Source organism: Paenibacillus durus ATCC 35681 (assembly GCF_000993825.1).
Lineage (GTDB): Bacteria > Bacillota > Bacilli > Paenibacillales > Paenibacillaceae > Paenibacillus_AQ > Paenibacillus_AQ durus_B.
In genome coordinates this window covers 3,547,010-3,565,139 of sequence record NZ_CP011114.1, presented here as the reverse complement: position 1 = coordinate 3,565,139, position 18,130 = coordinate 3,547,010, and the positions used below count along the sequence as shown (strand labels likewise).

The window sequence follows — 18,130 nt, the reverse complement described above, 5'->3', positions numbered from 1 at the left end:
CCTAGATCTCCTGAGGGCGTCCACCGATCCACACGCCGCGAAGGTTGAGAGCACCATCCAGCAGCAGAATATCCGCCCGTTTGCCGGCCTCCAGCGAGCCGATGTTGCGCTCCATGCCAAGCGACATGGCCGGGTTCAGACTCGCGGCTCTGGAAGCATCCTCCAGACTTAGACCGGCTTCTTGAATAAGATAACGGAAGCCTTTGATCATGGTGAGCGTGCTTCCGGCAAGAGCGTCAGGGTTGTCTCGAAGGCGGGCAACACCATTCTGTACCATAACCGGCAGATCGCCAATGGCATACTCTCCGTCGCTAAGACCGGCGGCCGACATCGCGTCGGTAATCAGAATCAGGCCATTCGGGCCTTTAAGCCGCGCCAGAATTGAGATCGCTGCGGGATGAACATGAATGCCGTCCGCGATGATCTCAGCGCGTATCCGTTCGTCGGACATCACCGCTCCTGCCGTACCGGGCTTGCGGTGATGCAGCGGAGTCATCTGGTTAAACGTATGCACCGCCTGGTTAAGACCCGCGTCCGCCGCGGCGATAACCTGCTCGTAAGCGGCGTCGGTATGGCCGAGGGCGGCTGTAATTCCGTGTCTGCGCAGCCAAGATATCACTTCCGCCGCGCCTTCCCGTTCGGGAGCAAGCGTAACCTGGCGAATCAATCCGGGATAGGTGCCCTCCCATTCTTTCAGCCAATTAACGTTTGGCGGGACGATATGCTCCGGATTTTGCGCTCCGGGCCATTTTGGGCTGATGAAAGGACCTTCCAGATGAACCCCGGCCACCTGCGCATAAGGCATCTCCCCCAAGCGGTAGGAGCTGACCTCGCCAAGCACGCGTTCAATCGCTTCCTTGGAAGCGGTCATCGTTGTGGCCAGCATCGTCGTCGTACCGTTGGCGGCATGAAATCCGGCAATCTCCGTAATCGCCTGGGCATTGGCGTACATAAAGTCATGACCGGCGCCGCCGTGAACATGCACATCGACAAAGCCCGGAATGAGCAGGCCGTCCTGCACCCGTGCGCTTTCCGGCCAGCCGGAGCAGGTCTCCGGCAGCCATCGCGCTGCTCCTGCATAAATAATTATACCGTCCTGCACCGCGACAACCCCGTCACTGGCGATCCCCCCGGGAGTCAGTACCCTGCCATACAGCAAGTGACCCCGTTCCTGATTTACTTCAGCCATTGTCCCGCTCCTTCATCCAGCAGTACCATCACATTCGGATGGCTCTGGAGCAAGGAGGCGGGGCACTGGGTCGTAATCGGCCCCTTCACCGCCTTTCGGATCGCTTCGGCCTTCTCCGCGCCGCGCACAAGGAGCAGAATTTGCTGCGCCTTCAGGATACTGCCGACGCCCATCGTAATCGCCTGCATTGGAACATCGGTAACCGAAGGGAAGAACCGGGCATTGGCCTCCCGCGTTTCCGGCAGCAAATCAACGACATGGGTTCCGCTGGTTAGGCTGGCATCCGGTTCATTAAAGCCGATATGCCCGTTACTTCCGATGCCGAGAATTTGCAAATCGACAGGTCCTTCATTTTCCAGCCTTTGATCATAAGCCAGGCACTCGGCCGTTAGATCCTTGGCATTGCCATCCGGCACATGTGTCCGGGACAGATCGATGTCAATATGATCAAACAGATGCTTATTCATGAAGCTGCGGTAACTTTTCGGGTGATCTGCCGACAGGCCTACATATTCGTCAAGATTATAGGACGACGCTTTTGCAAAGCTGACCAGACCTTTGCGGTACATCTGGACCAGCCGTTCGTATACCCCGATAGGCGTGCTGCCGGTGGCGAGTCCCAGGACGGCCTTCGGATTACTCTGAAGCAGGCTGGCAACCAGATTGGCCCCTGTCTGCACGAAATCTTCGTCATTTTCAAACTTAAAAATATTCATTTATTCTGTACCTCCCCGTTTGTGACGGAATTTCTGGACGTTCCGGTACGATTGCTCCAGCTTTGGAATATAATCGCCAAACCTTCTGCTGACCATTCCGGTAAATAAAATATCGATAATGTGAAGTTGGGCGATCCGCGACGCCATGTCTCCTCTACGCATTCCTTGTTCAAGAGAGGAGGAGAAAAGCGAGATCCCGCTGAGCGAGGCAAGCGAATTGCTGCCGTATGAAGTAAGCGAGATCGTAGATGCGCCGCTATTCTTCGCGCAGATGAGCGCGTCGATCGTCTCGAGCGTCTCCCCCGAGTACGAAATGGCAAAGGCGACGTCCCCCTCCGCAAGGGAGGAGGCCGAAGTGATCTGCATATGCGAATCGGCAAAAGCGGTACAGTTGACGCCGATCCGGATCAGCTTCTGATAGAAATCCTGAGCGACAATCGACGAGGTCGCCATTCCGTACAGATCGACCCGCCGGGCGTGGCAGAGCAGATCCACCGTCTGTTCGAGCCGTCCGATGTCCAGCAGCGACGTTGTATCGCGGATGGAAGCGAGGTGATTCGCCTGCATGGCTTCCACGATGACGGAGAGCGGATTGCCTGCCATAATATCCTGGTAAGAGGAGCCGCCCTCCTGAGGCGCCGCATCGCTGTGGGCGATTTCAGCCGCCAGCTTTACCTTGAAATCAGGGAAGCCCTTAAAGTGAAACACCTTGCAAAAGCGCGTGATTGTCGCGGCGCTGATGCCGCATTGCTCCGCCAGCTCTGTGATGCCCATATGGACAATCTCGCCGGGGGAGGCAAGAATTCGCTCCGCCAGCCTGCGCTCCATTTGGGAGAGCTTGGACTTCTCGTGCTCCAGTGCATGCAGGATTGGAGTCATTCATCCACCTTCTAGTTCAATGGGATAGTTGAAATTATTTTTTAATATTATATATAAAATCAAGAAAATTATTTTCAAAATTAGAATAAGGCAAAATCTTATGAGATGCAAGAGCCGCTTTTTTGAAAAAACGAACGACCGCTTCCCGGCAGTACACCGGCAAACGGTCGTTATAAGCTTCGCGCTCAATTATGGCCTTATGTTTTTCTAATACAGCAGCTTGATATTTTTCTCCGGCCAATCTTTCATTCGAAGCACCGTATTCGACAAGCTGGAATAGCCATTGCCGATAAAATAGTCGCACTGAACGGCAAGGTAAGTGTCTTTGATAATGTCCGAGGTGTCTTTTATGAGTTCAATTCCTTTATGGCGCTGATTGGGATAATTGGACCGGTTCGGGTGGACTCTGCCTCTGAAGAACGCTTTCCTGCTGTCGCTGACAATTAAGGTTTCGTATTTATCATAAATCTTTTGGAATTGGCGGACGAACTTGTAATGGTCGGTAATGAGGAACAGATGACGGCATTCGAAATTGCTCATAAAACTCCATATATTGGGATGGTAATAATCGTTGATATTATAAATCTGTCCAATTTCACTGACGAGGCCGTTGGCCCGGATATGAACGCCTAGAATCGGTTTTTCATCACGAAACTGCGGATTCTCATAAACAAACTGCTTGGCTTCGTCAATGATGCTGGGTTGGATTTTAATGTATTTGTCGAACAGATAACGGTATAATTGATGCGGTGTTTTACCGTATAAAGGATGCCGCTCGGGAATCCAGGGGACAATAGAGCCGACATGGTAATACACATCGCTGACCAGCACGTTGGCGTCACTTGCGATCATATCCTGCAAATCCCGATGTTCCCACTTCAACTTGTCCGGGTCCTCCATCAGAACCGTATGACTGGTCCAGATGGGCGGATAATACGTAAAATCGGACCGGACGACTTCATGGGGCATATGCTCATTGATCGGTTCGAAGAACAACTCGAACGAGTTTTTCGTCACGGACTCGGAATACAGACTGTCCATGCCCCAGTACACAATCGGAGTCCGGTCCGTGATCTCTGCAATAAGCAGCTGGCCAACCACATGATCCACATCCGCCCAAATGCTGTATCCCCAAGGCTTAATCAGGAGAAATCGGTTTATGCTCATGCTGGTTATCACCTCCGTACAGACTTGGATATTGAGCCCGGCGCTGCTTGGCCCGATAATATTTGGTGGCCAATTCGGCTCGTGCCCGTTTACGGGTATTTTTTCTATCCTGTTTCAACGTTCTGTAAAAAAGCTTAATATGGCTGTCCGGCCAGTCCTTCAGCCGGTTGACGAAAAAGGATACATTGGAGTAGCCGTTGCCGATAAAATAATCGCATTTGGTGGCAAGATACGTATCCTTGATGATCTCGATACCTTTTCTTCTTTTTACAACAAAGTTCTGCAGATGGGGGGCCTCGGTAACGGAGTTGCGGGGAGCTCTCACGCAGTCGGTGTATACGACTATCGAACCGTAGCGCTTGTTGAAGTCATCGATCGCATCATCGCAATCCGTGATCAGGAATAACTTTCCAATTTTTCCTTCCTTCAATACTTTTCGGATTTCTCCATCATATTGCTTGTTAAGCTGCTGAAGGTTCTCCACCTCGCGCACTTTGTCGCTAGCCCGGATATGAACGCCGAGGAGCGGGTGATGATCCTTCAGATGGGCATTGTAAAATTCGTTGATTTCCGCTTCAATATCGGGCTTTAAACGCAAATACTTCCGGATCAGATGACGGTAGATCTGTACTCCGGTCATCCCGTACGCCCAGTGGCTCTTCGGAATATACCTGAGTAGCGGCTTGGAGAAGAAATGGACGTCGCTGACGGCCACATCCGCCTTGCTGGCCATCAGTTCGCCAATGCCGCGGTGAAGCCGCGCCGTCTTATCCAGATCCTCTACCAGTGCGTTGCTTGCATTCCAGATCGGCGGGAAAAAGGTGTGTTCAGGCTTAAGCACGTCATCGATGGTGTATGAGGAGACAGGTTCATAATACAATTCAAAGGCGTTCGTATCGATATATTCACTGTATAAACTGTGCGGCCCCCAATACACCACCGGTATCCGTTTCGTCAGCTCGGCTACAAGCAGTTGCCCGGTCAGGTGGTCCATATCCGACCAAAAGCCCCACCCCCACGTCTTAATAAGCAAGAACTTTTGCTGGTGCATCCGTTCGGAGCACCTCCAATCCAGTGGTTTAGAATGAATTAACGATCCTTCAGCCTCTTCCATGTACGGTGCGTGCTATAAGCGATCTGCTTGAATTTTCCTACCAATTTATTGTTAGGATAAACGGTGGTATTGGTCACCGCGTAATTGGCTAAACTCGAATTTTCCGGCACCCAGTACATCAATTTGACATTGGTATCGGCCCAGTCATTAAGATACGTAACGGCTTTAGACATATTCGAATAGCCATTGCCGATAAAGAAGCTGCATTTCGCGGCAATATAGGCGTCCAGTATGGCGTCTATTCCGTTTTGACGGCGGTGCATATGCGTTTCGAGATAAGGAGTTTCGACGTCATTGGAGGAATGCCGCAGCGCATCGGTATACACAAGCAGCGAGCCGTACCGTTCCCGGTATTCATCCAGAATTTCCGTACAGTCCGTGAGCAGGAAAATCTTTTTAATGTTGAATTTGCCGAGCATATACTGGATTTCCTTATGATAGTCCTTGTTTGACGTTTCAAGTTTATTCACTTTATAAATCCGGTAAATCTGGTGAAGCTTAAGGGTATCGTTGGTGTTCTGCTCCGGCTGTTTTTTCATCTTATACACTTTACCGTGATAATGTTTGTTTATACTGTTCTTCTCAAATGCGCTAATGGAAAAGTTTTCGCGGACATGAACAGCCAGAACGGGTCCTTCATGCAGGGAATTAGAATAAAAAAACCTCATGATCTTGTTTGTCAGATCCGGTTTGAGTTTCAAATATTTACGCATCAAAAAGCGGTACGCCTGCGTCGTATCCATCCCGTACAAAGGGTGATCCTCCCCAACAAGTGAGAGGGCGGACATTTTGTTCGGATACGTGTCGCATACCACGACATCAGCATTGCTCTCCAGCATTTCCCCGTAGTTCCGCTCAGTCAGCGAGACCTGCCCGGGGTCAGGCATCAGCAGGTTGTCATGCTGCCATACGGATGGAAAAAAGCTGTAGCCCGGATTCATTAAGTCTTCGATCATATAATTAGACACTGGCTCAAAATACTTATCAAAAGCGTTAGTATAAACCTTACCGTTATAAAAGCTGCTGCTGCCCCAATGCACTACCGGAATTCTGCCGCTGAGTTCTGCGATAAGAAGCTGCTCCAGCAGCTGGCGTATATCCATCCAAATACTGTGACTATAACCTCTGATCAGCATAAAACGTAACCGGTTCATATTCCTAATCACCTCCGTGTATCCTTTACGTCAGCCGGGATAAGGCGGGAATTTAGGTCCGCTCCCCGTATCCGGTACGTTTCAATAATTGGACGAACGCTTTGACATCCTGAGCCCTCTCTTTGGGACAGACCAGTAATACGTCTTGCGTCTTGATAATCATCATATTCGAGAGTCCGATGGAAGTGACCAGTATATCGCTGGTGAAAATGATCGAATCTTGAGTATCCATTCCGACATAACTGCCGCTGACGGAATTACCGCTGTCGTCGTGGTCCATCAATTTTCCCAGCGCGTCCAGACTGCCGATATCGTCCCAGTCGAAGTAGCCCTTAATGGCATTAAGACTGCTGCTGTTCTCCAGCACTCCGTTATCGAAAGAGATGTCGGGCAGCTGGCTGAAAGCCTCCTCTATCACGGAGTCGAAGTCCGGGGAGCCGATCTGGTCCAGTGCTGCCGACAGGATATTGAAGTGTTCCGGCATATGCTGCTGAATTCCGCTCTTGAAGGCCTGCAGATTGCCTGCAACCATGCCGCTGTTCCACAAATACTGCCCGGATTCCACGTAGGTGCGGGCAGTGGCGGTGTCGGGTTTCTCTTTAAACTGCTGAACGTGGGATACCTGGGGTTTGGGATCGGTATGCTCGCTTGGATCAATTTTGATATAACCGTAGCCGATGGCCGGGTATGTCGGATTTACGCCGATAATGGTCAGAGCGGAGCCGTTAATGCTCTCCCTATACGCTAGGTGGATTGCTTTAAGGTACTCATGCTTATTGTTGACATAGCTGTCAGCCGGAATGAAACAGACCAGGCTGTCTCGAAATTTGCGTTCCAGCAATAAGGCCGCATAGGATATGCAGGCTCCGGTATTTTTACGGAGAGGCTCGAGTATAATATTTTGCGGGGGAATGATGTCCTTAAGCAGTTCCCTGGTTATCTCCGCATAATTTTTATTTGTAATGACATAACATTTGTCCGGCGGTATCAGCTCGGTAATGCGCTCAAGGGTCTGCTCAAGCATACTGCTCGTTCCTTTAACGCTGATAAACTGCTTGGGCTTGTGTTCCCGGGAGAGGGGCCACAGCCGCAGTCCGGCACCGCCGGCCATGATAACCGCATATTTATCCATGTATTCACCTTCCCGATAGTCGAGATCTAAAGAGAGTAAGGCCACCCGCTTTAGCAAGTCATTTGACGGTGTCCAAATAGTAGCGGTAGGCCTTATCGAGACCTTCTTTCAACCCGGTCTTTGCCTTCCAGCCCAGCTTCTCCAATTTGGACACATCCAGCAGCTTGCGCGGTGTTCCATCCGGCTTGCCTGCATCAAACAGCAGCTCGCCATCGTAACCGACAACAGCTTTCACCAATTCCGCGAGCTCGCGGATGGACAGATCCTCTCCAGTACCGACATTCAGGAACTCTGTTCCGTCGTAATGCTCCATCAGGTACACGCACGCGTCCGCCATATCGTCGACATACAGAAATTCCCGGCGCGGCTTGCCCGTACCCCACAAGGTCACGTTGGGCTGATTTGACGATTTGGCTGCATCAATTTTGGCGATCATGGCAGGAATGACGTGAGAGTTGTTAAGATCGAAGTTGTCATAAGGCCCGTACAGGTTGGTGGGCATCACGCTGATATAATTGGTTCCGTATTGGCGATTATAATACTGGCACATTTTGAGTCCTGATATTTTGGCTAGCGCGTAGGCTTCATTAGTCGTTTCGAGCGGCCCCGTAAGGAGATATTCCTCCTTAATGGGTTGGGGGCAGAGTTTCGGATAAATGCAGGAGCTGCCCAAAAAAATAAGCTTTTTGACATTATTCTTAAACGCGCTGCGGATGACATTACATTGGATCAGTTCATTCTCCATAATATAATCCGCAGGATAGGTGTTGTTTGCCACGATTCCGCCGACTTTGGCAGCCGCCAAAAACACATAGTCGATATCCGACTCTTCAAAGAAACGCTCCACTGCCGCCTGGTTTGTCAAATCCAGCTCCTGCAGCGTTTTGCCGATAATATTCGTGTATCCTTTCTCCTTCAGGTTTCTGACAAGAGCAGAGCCGACAAGACCTTTATGTCCGGCTACGTAAATCCGGCTGTTCTTCTCCAAGTTAAAAGGACTCCCTTCTCACCTAATGTATTAAGCTGCCAAGCGATCAGGAACCCTGATCGCTCTTGACCATCATTTCGACAAGTTCCTTGAAGGAGACTTTTGGCTCCCAGCCCAGCTTTGTTTTTGCTTTGGTCGGATCACCAAGCAGCAGATCGACTTCGCTTGGCCGGAAATACTGTTCATCGACCGTGATCAGCACGCGTCCAGTCTTGGCATCAATTCCTTTTTCGTCCAGTCCTTCGCCTGTCCAGGCAAGCGTAATCCCGGCATGCTGGAAGGCAAGCTCGCAGAATTCCCTTACTGTATGGGTTTCCCCTGTAGCTATAACATAGTCTTCCGGGTGATCCTGCTGCAGCATCAGCCACATCGCCTCCACATAATCGCCGGCAAAGCCCCAATCCCGTTTGGCGTCCAGATTGCCGAGCACAAGATGCTCCTGTTTGCCTTTCAAGATGTTGGCGAGGCCGGTTGTAATTTTGCGGGTGACGAAAGTCTTCCCCCGGCGCGGCGATTCATGGTTAAAGAGGACGCCGTTGCAGGCATACAGATTGTACGCTTCGCGGTAGTTAACGGTGATCCAGTAAGCGTACAACTTGGCTACGGCATAAGGACTCCGGGGATAGAACGGGGTTTTCTCACTTTGCGGCACTTCTTGAACGAGGCCATACAACTCGCTGGATGAGGCCTGATAGAACCGGATGGCGGGGTTTACCTCGCGAATGCTCTCCAGAAGGCGCATCGAACCGAGAGCGTCTACATCACCTGTGAATTCCGGAATTTCGAAGGACACTCTGACGTGGCTCTGCGCGCCCAGATTGTAGACTTCGGAAGGCTCAATTTTGCTGATCAACCTGCTTAATCCTCCGGGGTCCGCAAGATCACCATAATGCAGGACAAGATCCGGCCGGTCTCCAGATTTATTTTCCAGGAGATGATCAATTCTTTCCGTGTTTATCGAGCTGCTTCTGCGGACCATCCCGTGAACTTCATAACCTTTGCTCAGTAATAGTTCGGCAAGATATGATCCGTCCTGGCCAGTCACGCCAGTAATGAAAGCTTTTTTCAAGTTGGTTTCATCCCCTTTTTATGGTTTGGTCTATGTATATGAGCATGAATAGGGTAAGGTTTGGGTAGCTGTACGCAATCGTTGAAAATGGGATTTTGGATTAAAGGACAGCAAAAAAGGCGGCAGCGCACCCGGATAGGACTGATTCCTAACGGGGTGGCTGCCGCCCTTTCAAATTTAATTCAAGGCCTTAGCGTATCAATAGAATTAGAGATTATTAATCATTTCCCGGGACGGTTACCGGCATGCCGGAAGAATCATGCGGTTTGCTCTGCATGGCAAGCACAGCTTGCTCCTTGTTGAGCAGACCTTCCCAACGGGCGACCACGAATGTAGCTACGGTGTAGCCGATAATGTTGACCGTCGTACGGAAGTTGCCCATAATGCGGTCAGGTGCAAGCATAAGCGCAACGGCTGCGATGGGGATAGAACCTGTGCTTGCAGCAGTAGCCGATAAGGCGACGAACGCCGAGCCCGGAATACCGGCCATTCCCTTGGAAGTCAGCAGCAGTACGGCGAGAAGCGTGATTTGCTCATATATACTGAGTTCTACGCCGGTTGCTTGCGCCAGGAAGACGAGCGCAAGCGACAAGTAGATGGAGGCGCCATCGAGGTTGAAGGAGTAGCCCGTTGGAACAACGAGTCCGACAACCGAGCGGTCGCAGCCGGCTTTTTCCAGCTTGCTCATAATTTGCGGCATAACGGCTTCGGTCGAGCCGGTTGCAAATGAAAATACAATTTCCTCACGTACAAGCATAATAGCTTTCCATAGACCGATTCCGACAAACACCCGCATAATCACTTCCAGAACGAGCAGGAAGAGCAGACAGGCTACCGTCATGGCGAGGAAGAGCTTGCCGAAAGCAATCAGCGTCTGCATCCCATACTGGCTTACCGTGAACGCCATCGCGCCAAAGGTCGCAATTGTCGTCAGCTTCATTATGAAGCCCATGATTTGAAAAATGACATGGCTAAGGTGCTCCAGCATGTCAATAATGACCTCTGAGGTCTTACCCCCTACGCGTACGAGAGCGAAACCGAAGAGACAGGATACGAGCAGCACTTGCAGCATCGTGTTCGTGGCGAACGCCGATACAACGCTGTCTGGAATAATGTTCATAAAGAATTCAGTTCCGTGAGGGAGCTCGGAGTTCTTGGTCACCTTAGTCACTGCGTCAGTGGACAGCGAATCAGGATTCACATGCATCCCTGATCCTGGATTCATCACATTCGCAACAAGCATGCCGATAATCAGGGCGATTGTCGTTACAATCTCAAAGTACAGCAGCGCCTTACCGCCGATCCGTCCAACCGTCTTAATATTGCCAACCTTCGCAATGCCAAGCACTACGACAACAAAGACAAGCGGGGAAATAATCATTTTGATGAGTTTAATGAACCCGTCCCCGAGCGGTTTCAATGCGATTCCGAATGTCGGCCAAATATATCCAACCAAGATACCCAGCACAATCGACATCATGATTTGAAAAAACAGGCCTTTATAAAAAGGCTGGCGTACCTTAGCTGCTGTCTTGTTCATGTTTGTCATCCTCCCAAATGTGTTTTTCATAGATTCGAACCTGCCCGGTGTTGTCGTGCACAGTTCACCCTTAGACCTTACCATTTGTGTTATGTTTTATGACTCGTTTTGTGTTCTGTGGACTCATTATAATCGATCATTTCTCGTAAAACACTATACAATTTAAACAAAAATGACCACAATTTTTATTTATGTTGTATAATTGAGACATGACATGATAGGAATTAACGTTCTTTATGAATGATAAGGTCAATTAATCTGCCATAAGCTAACGAAGGGATGGACTTCTATGAAATTAGCGGAGCTCCTCAAAATTCCGTTTCTGCTAGAATCGAAGGTCATATGCGGGTTTCAGGGACTGAGGCGGACTGTCCGTTCCGTCAATATGATGGATGCGCCGGATATTATTGATTTTGTAAAACCCGACGAACTATTAATCACAACGGCTTATGCGTTAAAGGACCGCCCCGAGGAGCTTGTGGCGCTCATCCCCGAATTATCGGCGGCAGGCTGTGTCGGACTCGGTATTAAAAAGCGCTTCTGGGCCGCGATTCCCGAGGAGGCAATCGCCGTCGCCAATGAGGTCGGTTTCCCGCTTATCGAGCTGCCGCTCAACGTTTCGCTTGGCGATCTTATCAACCAGGCCATTGATGCAATTCTGGACAAGCATACCGATACACTGCGTAATGCGCTGCAAAGCCACCGTCAATTTTCCAGCCTGATTCTACAGGGACAGGGAATTCCGGAAATTGTACGCGATTTAGCGGGGCTGCTGAACAGCCCCGCTATCCTGCTGGATCAAAGGATGAATTTGATTTCGGCGTCTTCGCATTTCCTGGAGCAGGCTTATCAGGACTTGCTGCCGCATATCCGCGAGTTGGCAAGTCAGCTTCCGCATGAAGACCGCTCCTCCGTATGCTGCTTGGGGGATGCCGCCCCCGGCACGTTAAATTATATCGTTGCGCATCCAATTATGACGTACCAGCCCCAGGGCTTCCTGCTGACGCTTCAGCAATCGGTTGAGCTTCAACAGCTTCCGGTCATGATTATGGAACAGGCCGCCAACGTCATCGGCTTCGAGCTGCTCAAGAAGCAGGCGGTGAAAGAACGGTCCAGACGCTACAAGAATGATCTGTTTATGGATATCGTTAACGGGTTTATCACATCCGAGCAGGAATTGATTCACCGTGGCAAGCGTTACGGACTGTCCGAGAAATTACCCTCGCTATGCATTGTCATTAAGCAGGACGATGATCTGGCTAGAAGGGAGCTTTCCCAGCCTTCTTCCGAGGAGCAGCAATTGTCCAGGCGGGAAGAGCTTTACGAAGTGTTAAAGGATGCGTTTCAGTCGCGGGGCCATTCGTTTGTGCTGTTCAACAACAAGGATCAGTTCGTGCTCATTCTTTCGCTTTCCGGGAGCAGGACGGCTCCTGTGCATGCGGAACGGATGCTGCGGGAACAATTGACCGAAATCAGCGACAGTCTTTATCATAAGGAGAACATTTCCGTATCGTTCGGGGTCGGCAATCCGATTGACCGGCTAATGGATATTCCCGTTACCTACAAGGAGGCGGTAGAAGCTTGGGAGACTGGGCATAATAGCAAGAAGCGCCGCTTTGTCCAGTTCTATCATGTGAAGAAGCTGACCGACCTGCTGCGGATGCTGCCGGTTGAGGAACTGAAGAAATATTATAATGATACCTTTAAAGAACTGAACCGGCTGGATGAAAAAGAACGGCGGGAACTGATGCGGACGCTAATCGCATATCACGACAACAACTGCCAGATTGCCGAGACAGCCAAGCAATTGTTCGTGCATCGCAATACCGTCGTTTACCGGCTGGAGAAATGCGAGCAGCTCACCGGCCGCAAAATCAGAAACACCAGCGACAATCTGCGCTTCAAGGTCGCCTATCTGATGGAGCAGCTTATTGATGCGGATTGATGCCGCTCAGGCAAGAAGAAGAACCTTCACCCCGTCGATACATGGGGATTGAAGGTTCTTCTGCCCATTTTAGACCTGCATGCGGCACCATTAACTTTCACAATACATACTATAAATTTGACTGTATCCCTTTACCTTGTTAGACCAAACAATCCCGGGCAAGGAGGGGTGACACCACCAATGAAGGGGAACGAGCATCACAGCAAATTCTTGTTAACGCATCGTGAACGTGAAGTATTCGAACTTCTTGTTCAGGACAAAACGACACGCGATATCGCCGGGTTATTATTCATCAGCGAGAAGACGGTTCGCAACCACATCTCCAATGTTATGCAAAAATTGAATGTAAAAGGCCGTTCGCAAGCGGTTGTCGAGCTGATCAAGCTTGGGGAGCTGAAGATATAGACGGGGCCTGCGACTATGCGTTAAGCCTTCTTTTGGCCGAAAGGGCCGGGGAAGGTTTTTTGTTTGCTTGACGAAGTGCTTATAAAACCAAAATATAACTATTAATAACAGGTTGTCAGTTGATGGAACCTGTTTTTTAATGCTGTTTTTGTATTTAAACGGGAAAAAAAAATTTGCTAGAGTGTAAACGTAAACAATAAACCGCTTACAAAAATGCGGAATTGAAAATGATGAGGGGGGCTTTTGGTGAAGGATAAAGTTGTAAACGGTATGCAGATTTTTGCAAAAGCGATTGTTGTTCCGGTTTTGTTTTTGCCGATCGTCGGTCTATTATTGGCATTTACATCCATCTTGGGCAATCCAATGATTGTTGGAGAAGGCAGTTCCTTAATCAATGTCGGCAAGTTCATGGCCAGCGGGGTTTGGCCTATTTTAACCAACTTGGGAATTGTCTTCTGCGTAGGCATCGCGATGGGAATAGCGAAAGAAAAGAAAGCGGAAGCGGCACTAATAGCTCTATTGTCATACTTGACATTTCTGGGTGCTAACAACGAGTGGCTTAAGTTAACGGGAAAATTAATCAAATATACAAATCCCTCTGAATTGCAGGGAACCGGGCAAACCATCGTATTAGGCTTTCAAATCATTGATATGGGTGTTTTCCTTGGAATGATCCTCGGGGTCGTCGTAGCGCTTGTCCATAACAAGTTTTGCAATAAAGAGTTGCCGGGAGCAATTTCATTGTATGGCAACACCAAGCTGGTATATATCGTTTTAGTTCCGATTTTAATCGTACTGGCTGTTGTGTTCAGTTATGTTTGGCCATTTGCTGCCAACGGTATTAGGGCAACAGCAAATTTCATTAACTTTTCAGGTTCGATAGGCGTGTTTTTATACGGATTTTTAAACAGATTTCTCATACCTACAGGATTGCATCATCTCATCTATACACCGTTCCTCTATTCTAACATGGGTGGCGAATTGACTTTAAACGGAAATACGTATTTTGGCGCTTATAATATATTCTTTGGGCAAATAACAGATCCGTCTGTCAAGCTGTTTGACCCATCCGCAAAGTTCCTGCAATACGGTATGGTTAAAGTTTTCGGTTTGGTAGGGGCGGCTCTGGCCTTTTATAAAACAGCGAAACCGGAAAAAAAGAAGACGTTAAAAGCCCTTTTAATACCGGCGGTAGCCACTTCATTTTTGGTCGGCATAACAGAACCTATCGAATTTACATTCTTGTTTGTGGCGCCGTTTCTATGGGTAGTTCACTCGGCGTTGGACGGCATATTTGAGGTTATTACCGTACTCTCGGGGGTTCGAACTAATGGAATGGGCGGAATCATAGAATTCCTGACTTTTAATTTGCCTGCAGGAATCGGCAGAACAAGATGGCCTATCTTTGTTGGCATAGGACTTGTTCAGTTGGCGACATATTACGCTGTATTCACCTTTATAATTAAAAAATTTAACCTCAAGACCCCTGGCCGGGAAGATGATGAGGTTGAGGTGAAACTGTTCACCAAAAAAGATTACAAAGAAAAAATGAGCCAAACATCCGGTGAGACAGCTATAGCCGCAGGCCAAGATACCGATTTAGCTGCCACTATTGTGGAAGCCCTCGGAGGCAGGGGAAATATTGAAACCGTTGACAACTGCTTCTCTCGATTGAGGATCAAGGTAACAGATGCAGGGATCGTAGATGAACTGGGTTTAAAAGGTACAGGAGCTTCAGGCGTTATTAAAAACGGCGAAAATATTCAAGTCGTCTATGGGCCTAAAGTCAATGGGGTCAGAAATGCCGTTGATAAATATCTTGCAGGTTAAGCGTTTGCCAATCAAAGAGGTATTAAATTTATTCATTAAATTTAATATACAAAAAAGTGGAGAGAGGGACGAATCATGAGTAAAAAGTTTACTGTAACAATCGCGGGCGGAGGAAGCACATTTACACCGGGTATCGTCTTAATGCTGTTGGATAATCTGGACAAATTTCCTATTGGAACACTAAAGTTTTATGATAACGATAAGGAAAGACAAGATGTCATAGCCGGAGCATGCGAGGTTATTTTAAAAGAACAAGCGCCGGACATTGAATTTGTCGCGACCGTGGAACCGGAAGAAGCCTTCACAGGTATTGATTTTGTTATGGCTCATATCCGGGTCGGCAAGTACGCAATGCGCGAATTGGATGAAAAAATTCCTTTAAAATACGGTGTGCTGGGTCAAGAAACCTGCGGCCCCGGTGGAATTGCTTATGGAATGAGATCCATTGGCGGAGTCATTGAAATCCTTGATTACATGGAAAAATACTCGCCAAATGCATGGATGCTTAATTACTCGAACCCGGCGTCAATCGTTGCCGAAGCGACCCGCAGATTGAGACCGGATTCCAGGATTTTGAACATTTGCGATATGCCGATCGGTATTGAAGCGCGGATGGCTGAGATTTCAGGATTAGAGTCCAGAAAAGAGATGACCGTCCGTTATTATGGACTGAATCATTTTGGCTGGTGGACGGATGTTCGCGATAAAGACGGAAATGATTTAATGCCGAAAATCAAAGAGCATGTCGCAAAACATGGCTATGTTGTTTCGGTTGGAGACAGCCAGCACACGGAAGCAAGCTGGAACGATACCTTCGCTAAAGCCAAAGATGTGTATGCTGTGGACCCGGACACATTTCCTAACACCTATCTAAAGTACTATTTATTCCAGGATGATATTGTTCAGCATTCTAACAAAGAATATACACGAGCAAATGAAGTCATGGATGGAAGAGAAAAGTTTGTATTTGGCGAAGCCAGAAAAATTATCGAACAGCAATCTACAGAAGGCTGCGGATTGCATATTGATGAACATGCTACCTATATTGTTGACCTTGCAAGAGCCATTGCCTTTAATACGAAAGAAAGAATGCTGATGATTGTTGAGAATAACGGGGCAATTGCCAATTTTGACCCTACGGCAATGGTTGAGATTCCTTGTCTTCTTGGCAGCAACGGACCGGAACCGCTGGCTATGGGTAAGATTCCTCAATTCCAAAAAGGGCTTATGGAGCAGCAAGTTTCAGCAGAAAAATTAGTGGTCGAAGCCTGGATCGAAAAATCCTATCAAAAGCTGTGGCAGGCCATTACCCTTTCCAAAACAGTACCCAGCGCATTCGTCGCGAAACAGATATTGGATGATCTGGTCGAGGCCAACAAAGACTTCTGGCCTGAATTGAAATAATTGTAAACCCACGTAAATTTCTTTAATTGAATGGAGTCTGGTCAAAAGTAGCGATCAAGCTGCTTTTGGCCGGCTCTTTTTGATATAATCTTTTTTATAAAGTAATTTCCATTTTACAATCTATTGTAGGTGACAACGATATGGGTTTAGATATCAGCAAGCTGGTAGATAAATATCAGTTGAATCAAACGGAAGAAAAAATATTAGTATATATCATCGACAATATAGAGAATGTGAAAGAAATAGAGGTAAGAGGCATCGCAAAGGAATTTTATACATCTACAACGACAATAATGAATTTAGCGAAAAAAATGGGTCATTCCGGCTTTCTGGATATGTATTATCATCTTAATTTTACATTGAAGGATAAAAAGTCTCAATTTTCCGGCGAAAAAAATAATCAATTCTACGGTGTTGACCTGGAACAATTATTATCATTAATAGATCATCATAAAATAGAGGAATTTGTAAACTTGTTGCTGGAAAACAAAAATGAAATTATTTACACTTGGGGAGGTGGATTCTCTGCACCTATTACGGAATATATAACCAGAAAATTAATCGTTCTTGGATTTAAATGTATCTATTCCGAACCCATTGAAAGCTATGATGTAAACCCTATTCAGGCAAAATTGTTTATCAATGTTTCCAAATCCGGTGAAACGGATTCTTTGCTGAAAATGTCGCATTCGGCAAAGAAAAATGGAATTAAAATTATTTCATTTACAGGAGACTCGGAAAATTCTTTATCCAAACTATCGGATATAAATTTAAAAATAGTGGATATGAATGCGATGGATGACCGTAATAAGTCAGCCTCTTCCTTCTATCCGAATGTACTGATGTTATTTGAGTTTTTGATTGGTGAATATTTGGAGAAAATAAAGAAAGACTCTGATAAAAATTGACATAACGAGAACAACATACTTTCTTATTTTGGAAACGTGTTACTTTTCTAAAGTACACGTTTTTTTGCGTTGTGAAAATGTTTACACAAGTAAACGCTTTAATATAATATCGGTGTATGAAATAAAGAAGCTTGACTATAAATCATTTGGAGGTGTTTCTCATGTTTAATAAAATTAAAGTGCTTATATTTCAAGATAAACCGGAACAGCAGCAGGAAGATGGCTTTATTATTCCTGTATCCGGGGAAATTATTGATTTGAGCCACGTGCCGGACGAAGCATTTTCCCAGCGGTTGATGGGGGACGGATTTGCTATTCAGCCTGAGAATGGAGAAGTCTTCTCACCGGTGGATGGAGTCGTTACGACAGTGGTTCCCAGCAAGCATGCTTTTTCCATTAAAAGCAACTCCGGGATTGAATTTTTAATCCATTTTGGTGTGGATACAGTTAAGCTAAAAGGAGAAGGCTTTGAAGTTTATGTAAAAGAAGGAAGCGTAGTTAAAGCGGGGGACTTGATCCTAAAGGTTAACCTTGAAGAAATCAAGGACAAAGTGCCATCTGTTGCTGTTTCGGTTATTTTTATCGAACTGAACGGAAAGCGCTTCAGTTACAAGACCGGTAAAGTAGCAGCAAAGGAAAAAGACGTTGTTACTTTACAACATGAGGACATGCAATGAAGAGTTTAATAAC

17 protein-coding genes are annotated in these 18,130 nt (G+C 47.6%); 6 read left to right on the top strand and 11 right to left on the bottom strand.

The window, feature by feature from the left end; genetic code table 11:
- Position 1 precedes the first annotated feature (1 nt).
- The 11 genes from nagA to VK70_RS16410 all read right to left on the bottom strand — a co-directional run bounded on the left by nagA (position 2) and on the right by VK70_RS16410 (position 10,948).
- Positions 2–1,189, bottom strand: coding sequence for an N-acetylglucosamine-6-phosphate deacetylase (gene nagA, locus VK70_RS16460; RefSeq protein ID WP_025696679.1), 1,188 nt, complete (start codon positions 1,187–1,189; stop codon positions 2–4).
- Positions 1,177–1,905 (bottom strand): glucosamine-6-phosphate deaminase, encoded by a 729-nt coding sequence (gene nagB / locus VK70_RS16455; RefSeq protein ID WP_025696681.1) that lies wholly within the window; start codon positions 1,903–1,905, stop codon positions 1,177–1,179. Before nagB ends, nagA begins: the two co-directional genes overlap by 13 nt.
- On the bottom strand, positions 1,906–2,784 hold the full coding sequence (locus VK70_RS16450) for a MurR/RpiR family transcriptional regulator (protein WP_025696683.1): 879 nt from the start codon (positions 2,782–2,784) through the stop codon (positions 1,906–1,908).
- A 34-nt stretch (positions 2,785–2,818) separates the two neighbouring features.
- A complete protein-coding gene (locus VK70_RS27955; RefSeq protein WP_144415251.1) occupies positions 2,819–3,025 on the bottom strand; it encodes a hypothetical protein in 207 nt (68 codons plus the stop codon).
- Positions 2,992–3,951, bottom strand: a complete 960-nt coding sequence (locus VK70_RS16440) for an O-fucosyltransferase family protein (protein ID WP_025696687.1) — start codon at positions 3,949–3,951, stop codon at positions 2,992–2,994. Before VK70_RS16440 ends, VK70_RS27955 begins: the two co-directional genes overlap by 34 nt.
- Positions 3,923–5,002 carry an O-fucosyltransferase family protein gene (locus VK70_RS16435; RefSeq protein WP_025696688.1) on the bottom strand — a complete coding sequence of 360 codons (1,080 nt, stop codon included), beginning with the start codon at positions 5,000–5,002 and terminating at the stop codon, positions 3,923–3,925. Before VK70_RS16435 ends, VK70_RS16440 begins: the two co-directional genes overlap by 29 nt.
- A gap of 38 nt (positions 5,003–5,040) precedes the next feature.
- Entirely contained in the window at positions 5,041–6,219 is a 1,179-nt protein-coding gene (locus VK70_RS16430) for an O-fucosyltransferase family protein (protein ID WP_025696690.1), read from the bottom strand.
- 52 nt (positions 6,220–6,271) lie between these two features.
- Complete coding sequence (locus VK70_RS16425) at positions 6,272–7,351, bottom strand: mannose-1-phosphate guanylyltransferase (protein ID WP_025696692.1); 1,080 nt, start codon at positions 7,349–7,351, stop codon at positions 6,272–6,274.
- A 58-nt stretch (positions 7,352–7,409) separates the two neighbouring features.
- Positions 7,410–8,339 (bottom strand): GDP-L-fucose synthase family protein, encoded by a 930-nt coding sequence (locus VK70_RS16420; RefSeq protein ID WP_025696694.1) that lies wholly within the window; start codon positions 8,337–8,339, stop codon positions 7,410–7,412.
- Positions 8,340–8,385: 46 nt separating this feature from the next.
- On the bottom strand, positions 8,386–9,408 hold the full coding sequence (gmd, locus tag VK70_RS16415; RefSeq protein WP_025696695.1) for a GDP-mannose 4,6-dehydratase: 1,023 nt from the start codon (positions 9,406–9,408) through the stop codon (positions 8,386–8,388).
- 217 nt (positions 9,409–9,625) lie between these two features.
- Positions 9,626–10,948, bottom strand: coding sequence for a cation:dicarboxylate symporter family transporter (locus VK70_RS16410; RefSeq protein ID WP_025696697.1), 1,323 nt, complete (start codon positions 10,946–10,948; stop codon positions 9,626–9,628).
- A 289-nt stretch (positions 10,949–11,237) separates the two neighbouring features.
- Between VK70_RS16410 and VK70_RS16405 the strand changes: the two genes are divergently transcribed.
- The 6 genes from VK70_RS16405 to VK70_RS16380 all read left to right on the top strand — a co-directional run bounded on the left by VK70_RS16405 (position 11,238) and on the right by VK70_RS16380 (position 18,117).
- Positions 11,238–12,893, top strand: a complete 1,656-nt coding sequence (locus VK70_RS16405; protein ID WP_025696698.1) for a PucR family transcriptional regulator — start codon at positions 11,238–11,240, stop codon at positions 12,891–12,893.
- Positions 12,894–13,073: 180 nt separating this feature from the next.
- Positions 13,074–13,298, top strand: a complete 225-nt coding sequence (locus tag VK70_RS16400; RefSeq protein ID WP_019908812.1) for a helix-turn-helix domain-containing protein — start codon at positions 13,074–13,076, stop codon at positions 13,296–13,298.
- Between the two features lie 246 nt (positions 13,299–13,544).
- On the top strand, positions 13,545–15,128 hold the full coding sequence (locus VK70_RS16395) for a PTS transporter subunit EIIC (RefSeq protein ID WP_025696700.1): 1,584 nt from the start codon (positions 13,545–13,547) through the stop codon (positions 15,126–15,128).
- A 75-nt stretch (positions 15,129–15,203) separates the two neighbouring features.
- Positions 15,204–16,532, top strand: a complete 1,329-nt coding sequence (locus tag VK70_RS16390) for a 6-phospho-alpha-glucosidase (protein WP_025696710.1) — start codon at positions 15,204–15,206, stop codon at positions 16,530–16,532.
- Between the two features lie 140 nt (positions 16,533–16,672).
- Entirely contained in the window at positions 16,673–17,440 is a 768-nt protein-coding gene (locus VK70_RS16385) for a MurR/RpiR family transcriptional regulator (protein ID WP_025696712.1), read from the top strand.
- Positions 17,441–17,601: 161 nt separating this feature from the next.
- Positions 17,602–18,117, top strand: coding sequence for a PTS sugar transporter subunit IIA (locus VK70_RS16380; protein ID WP_025696714.1), 516 nt, complete (start codon positions 17,602–17,604; stop codon positions 18,115–18,117).
- The last annotated feature ends 13 nt before the right edge of the window (positions 18,118–18,130 follow it).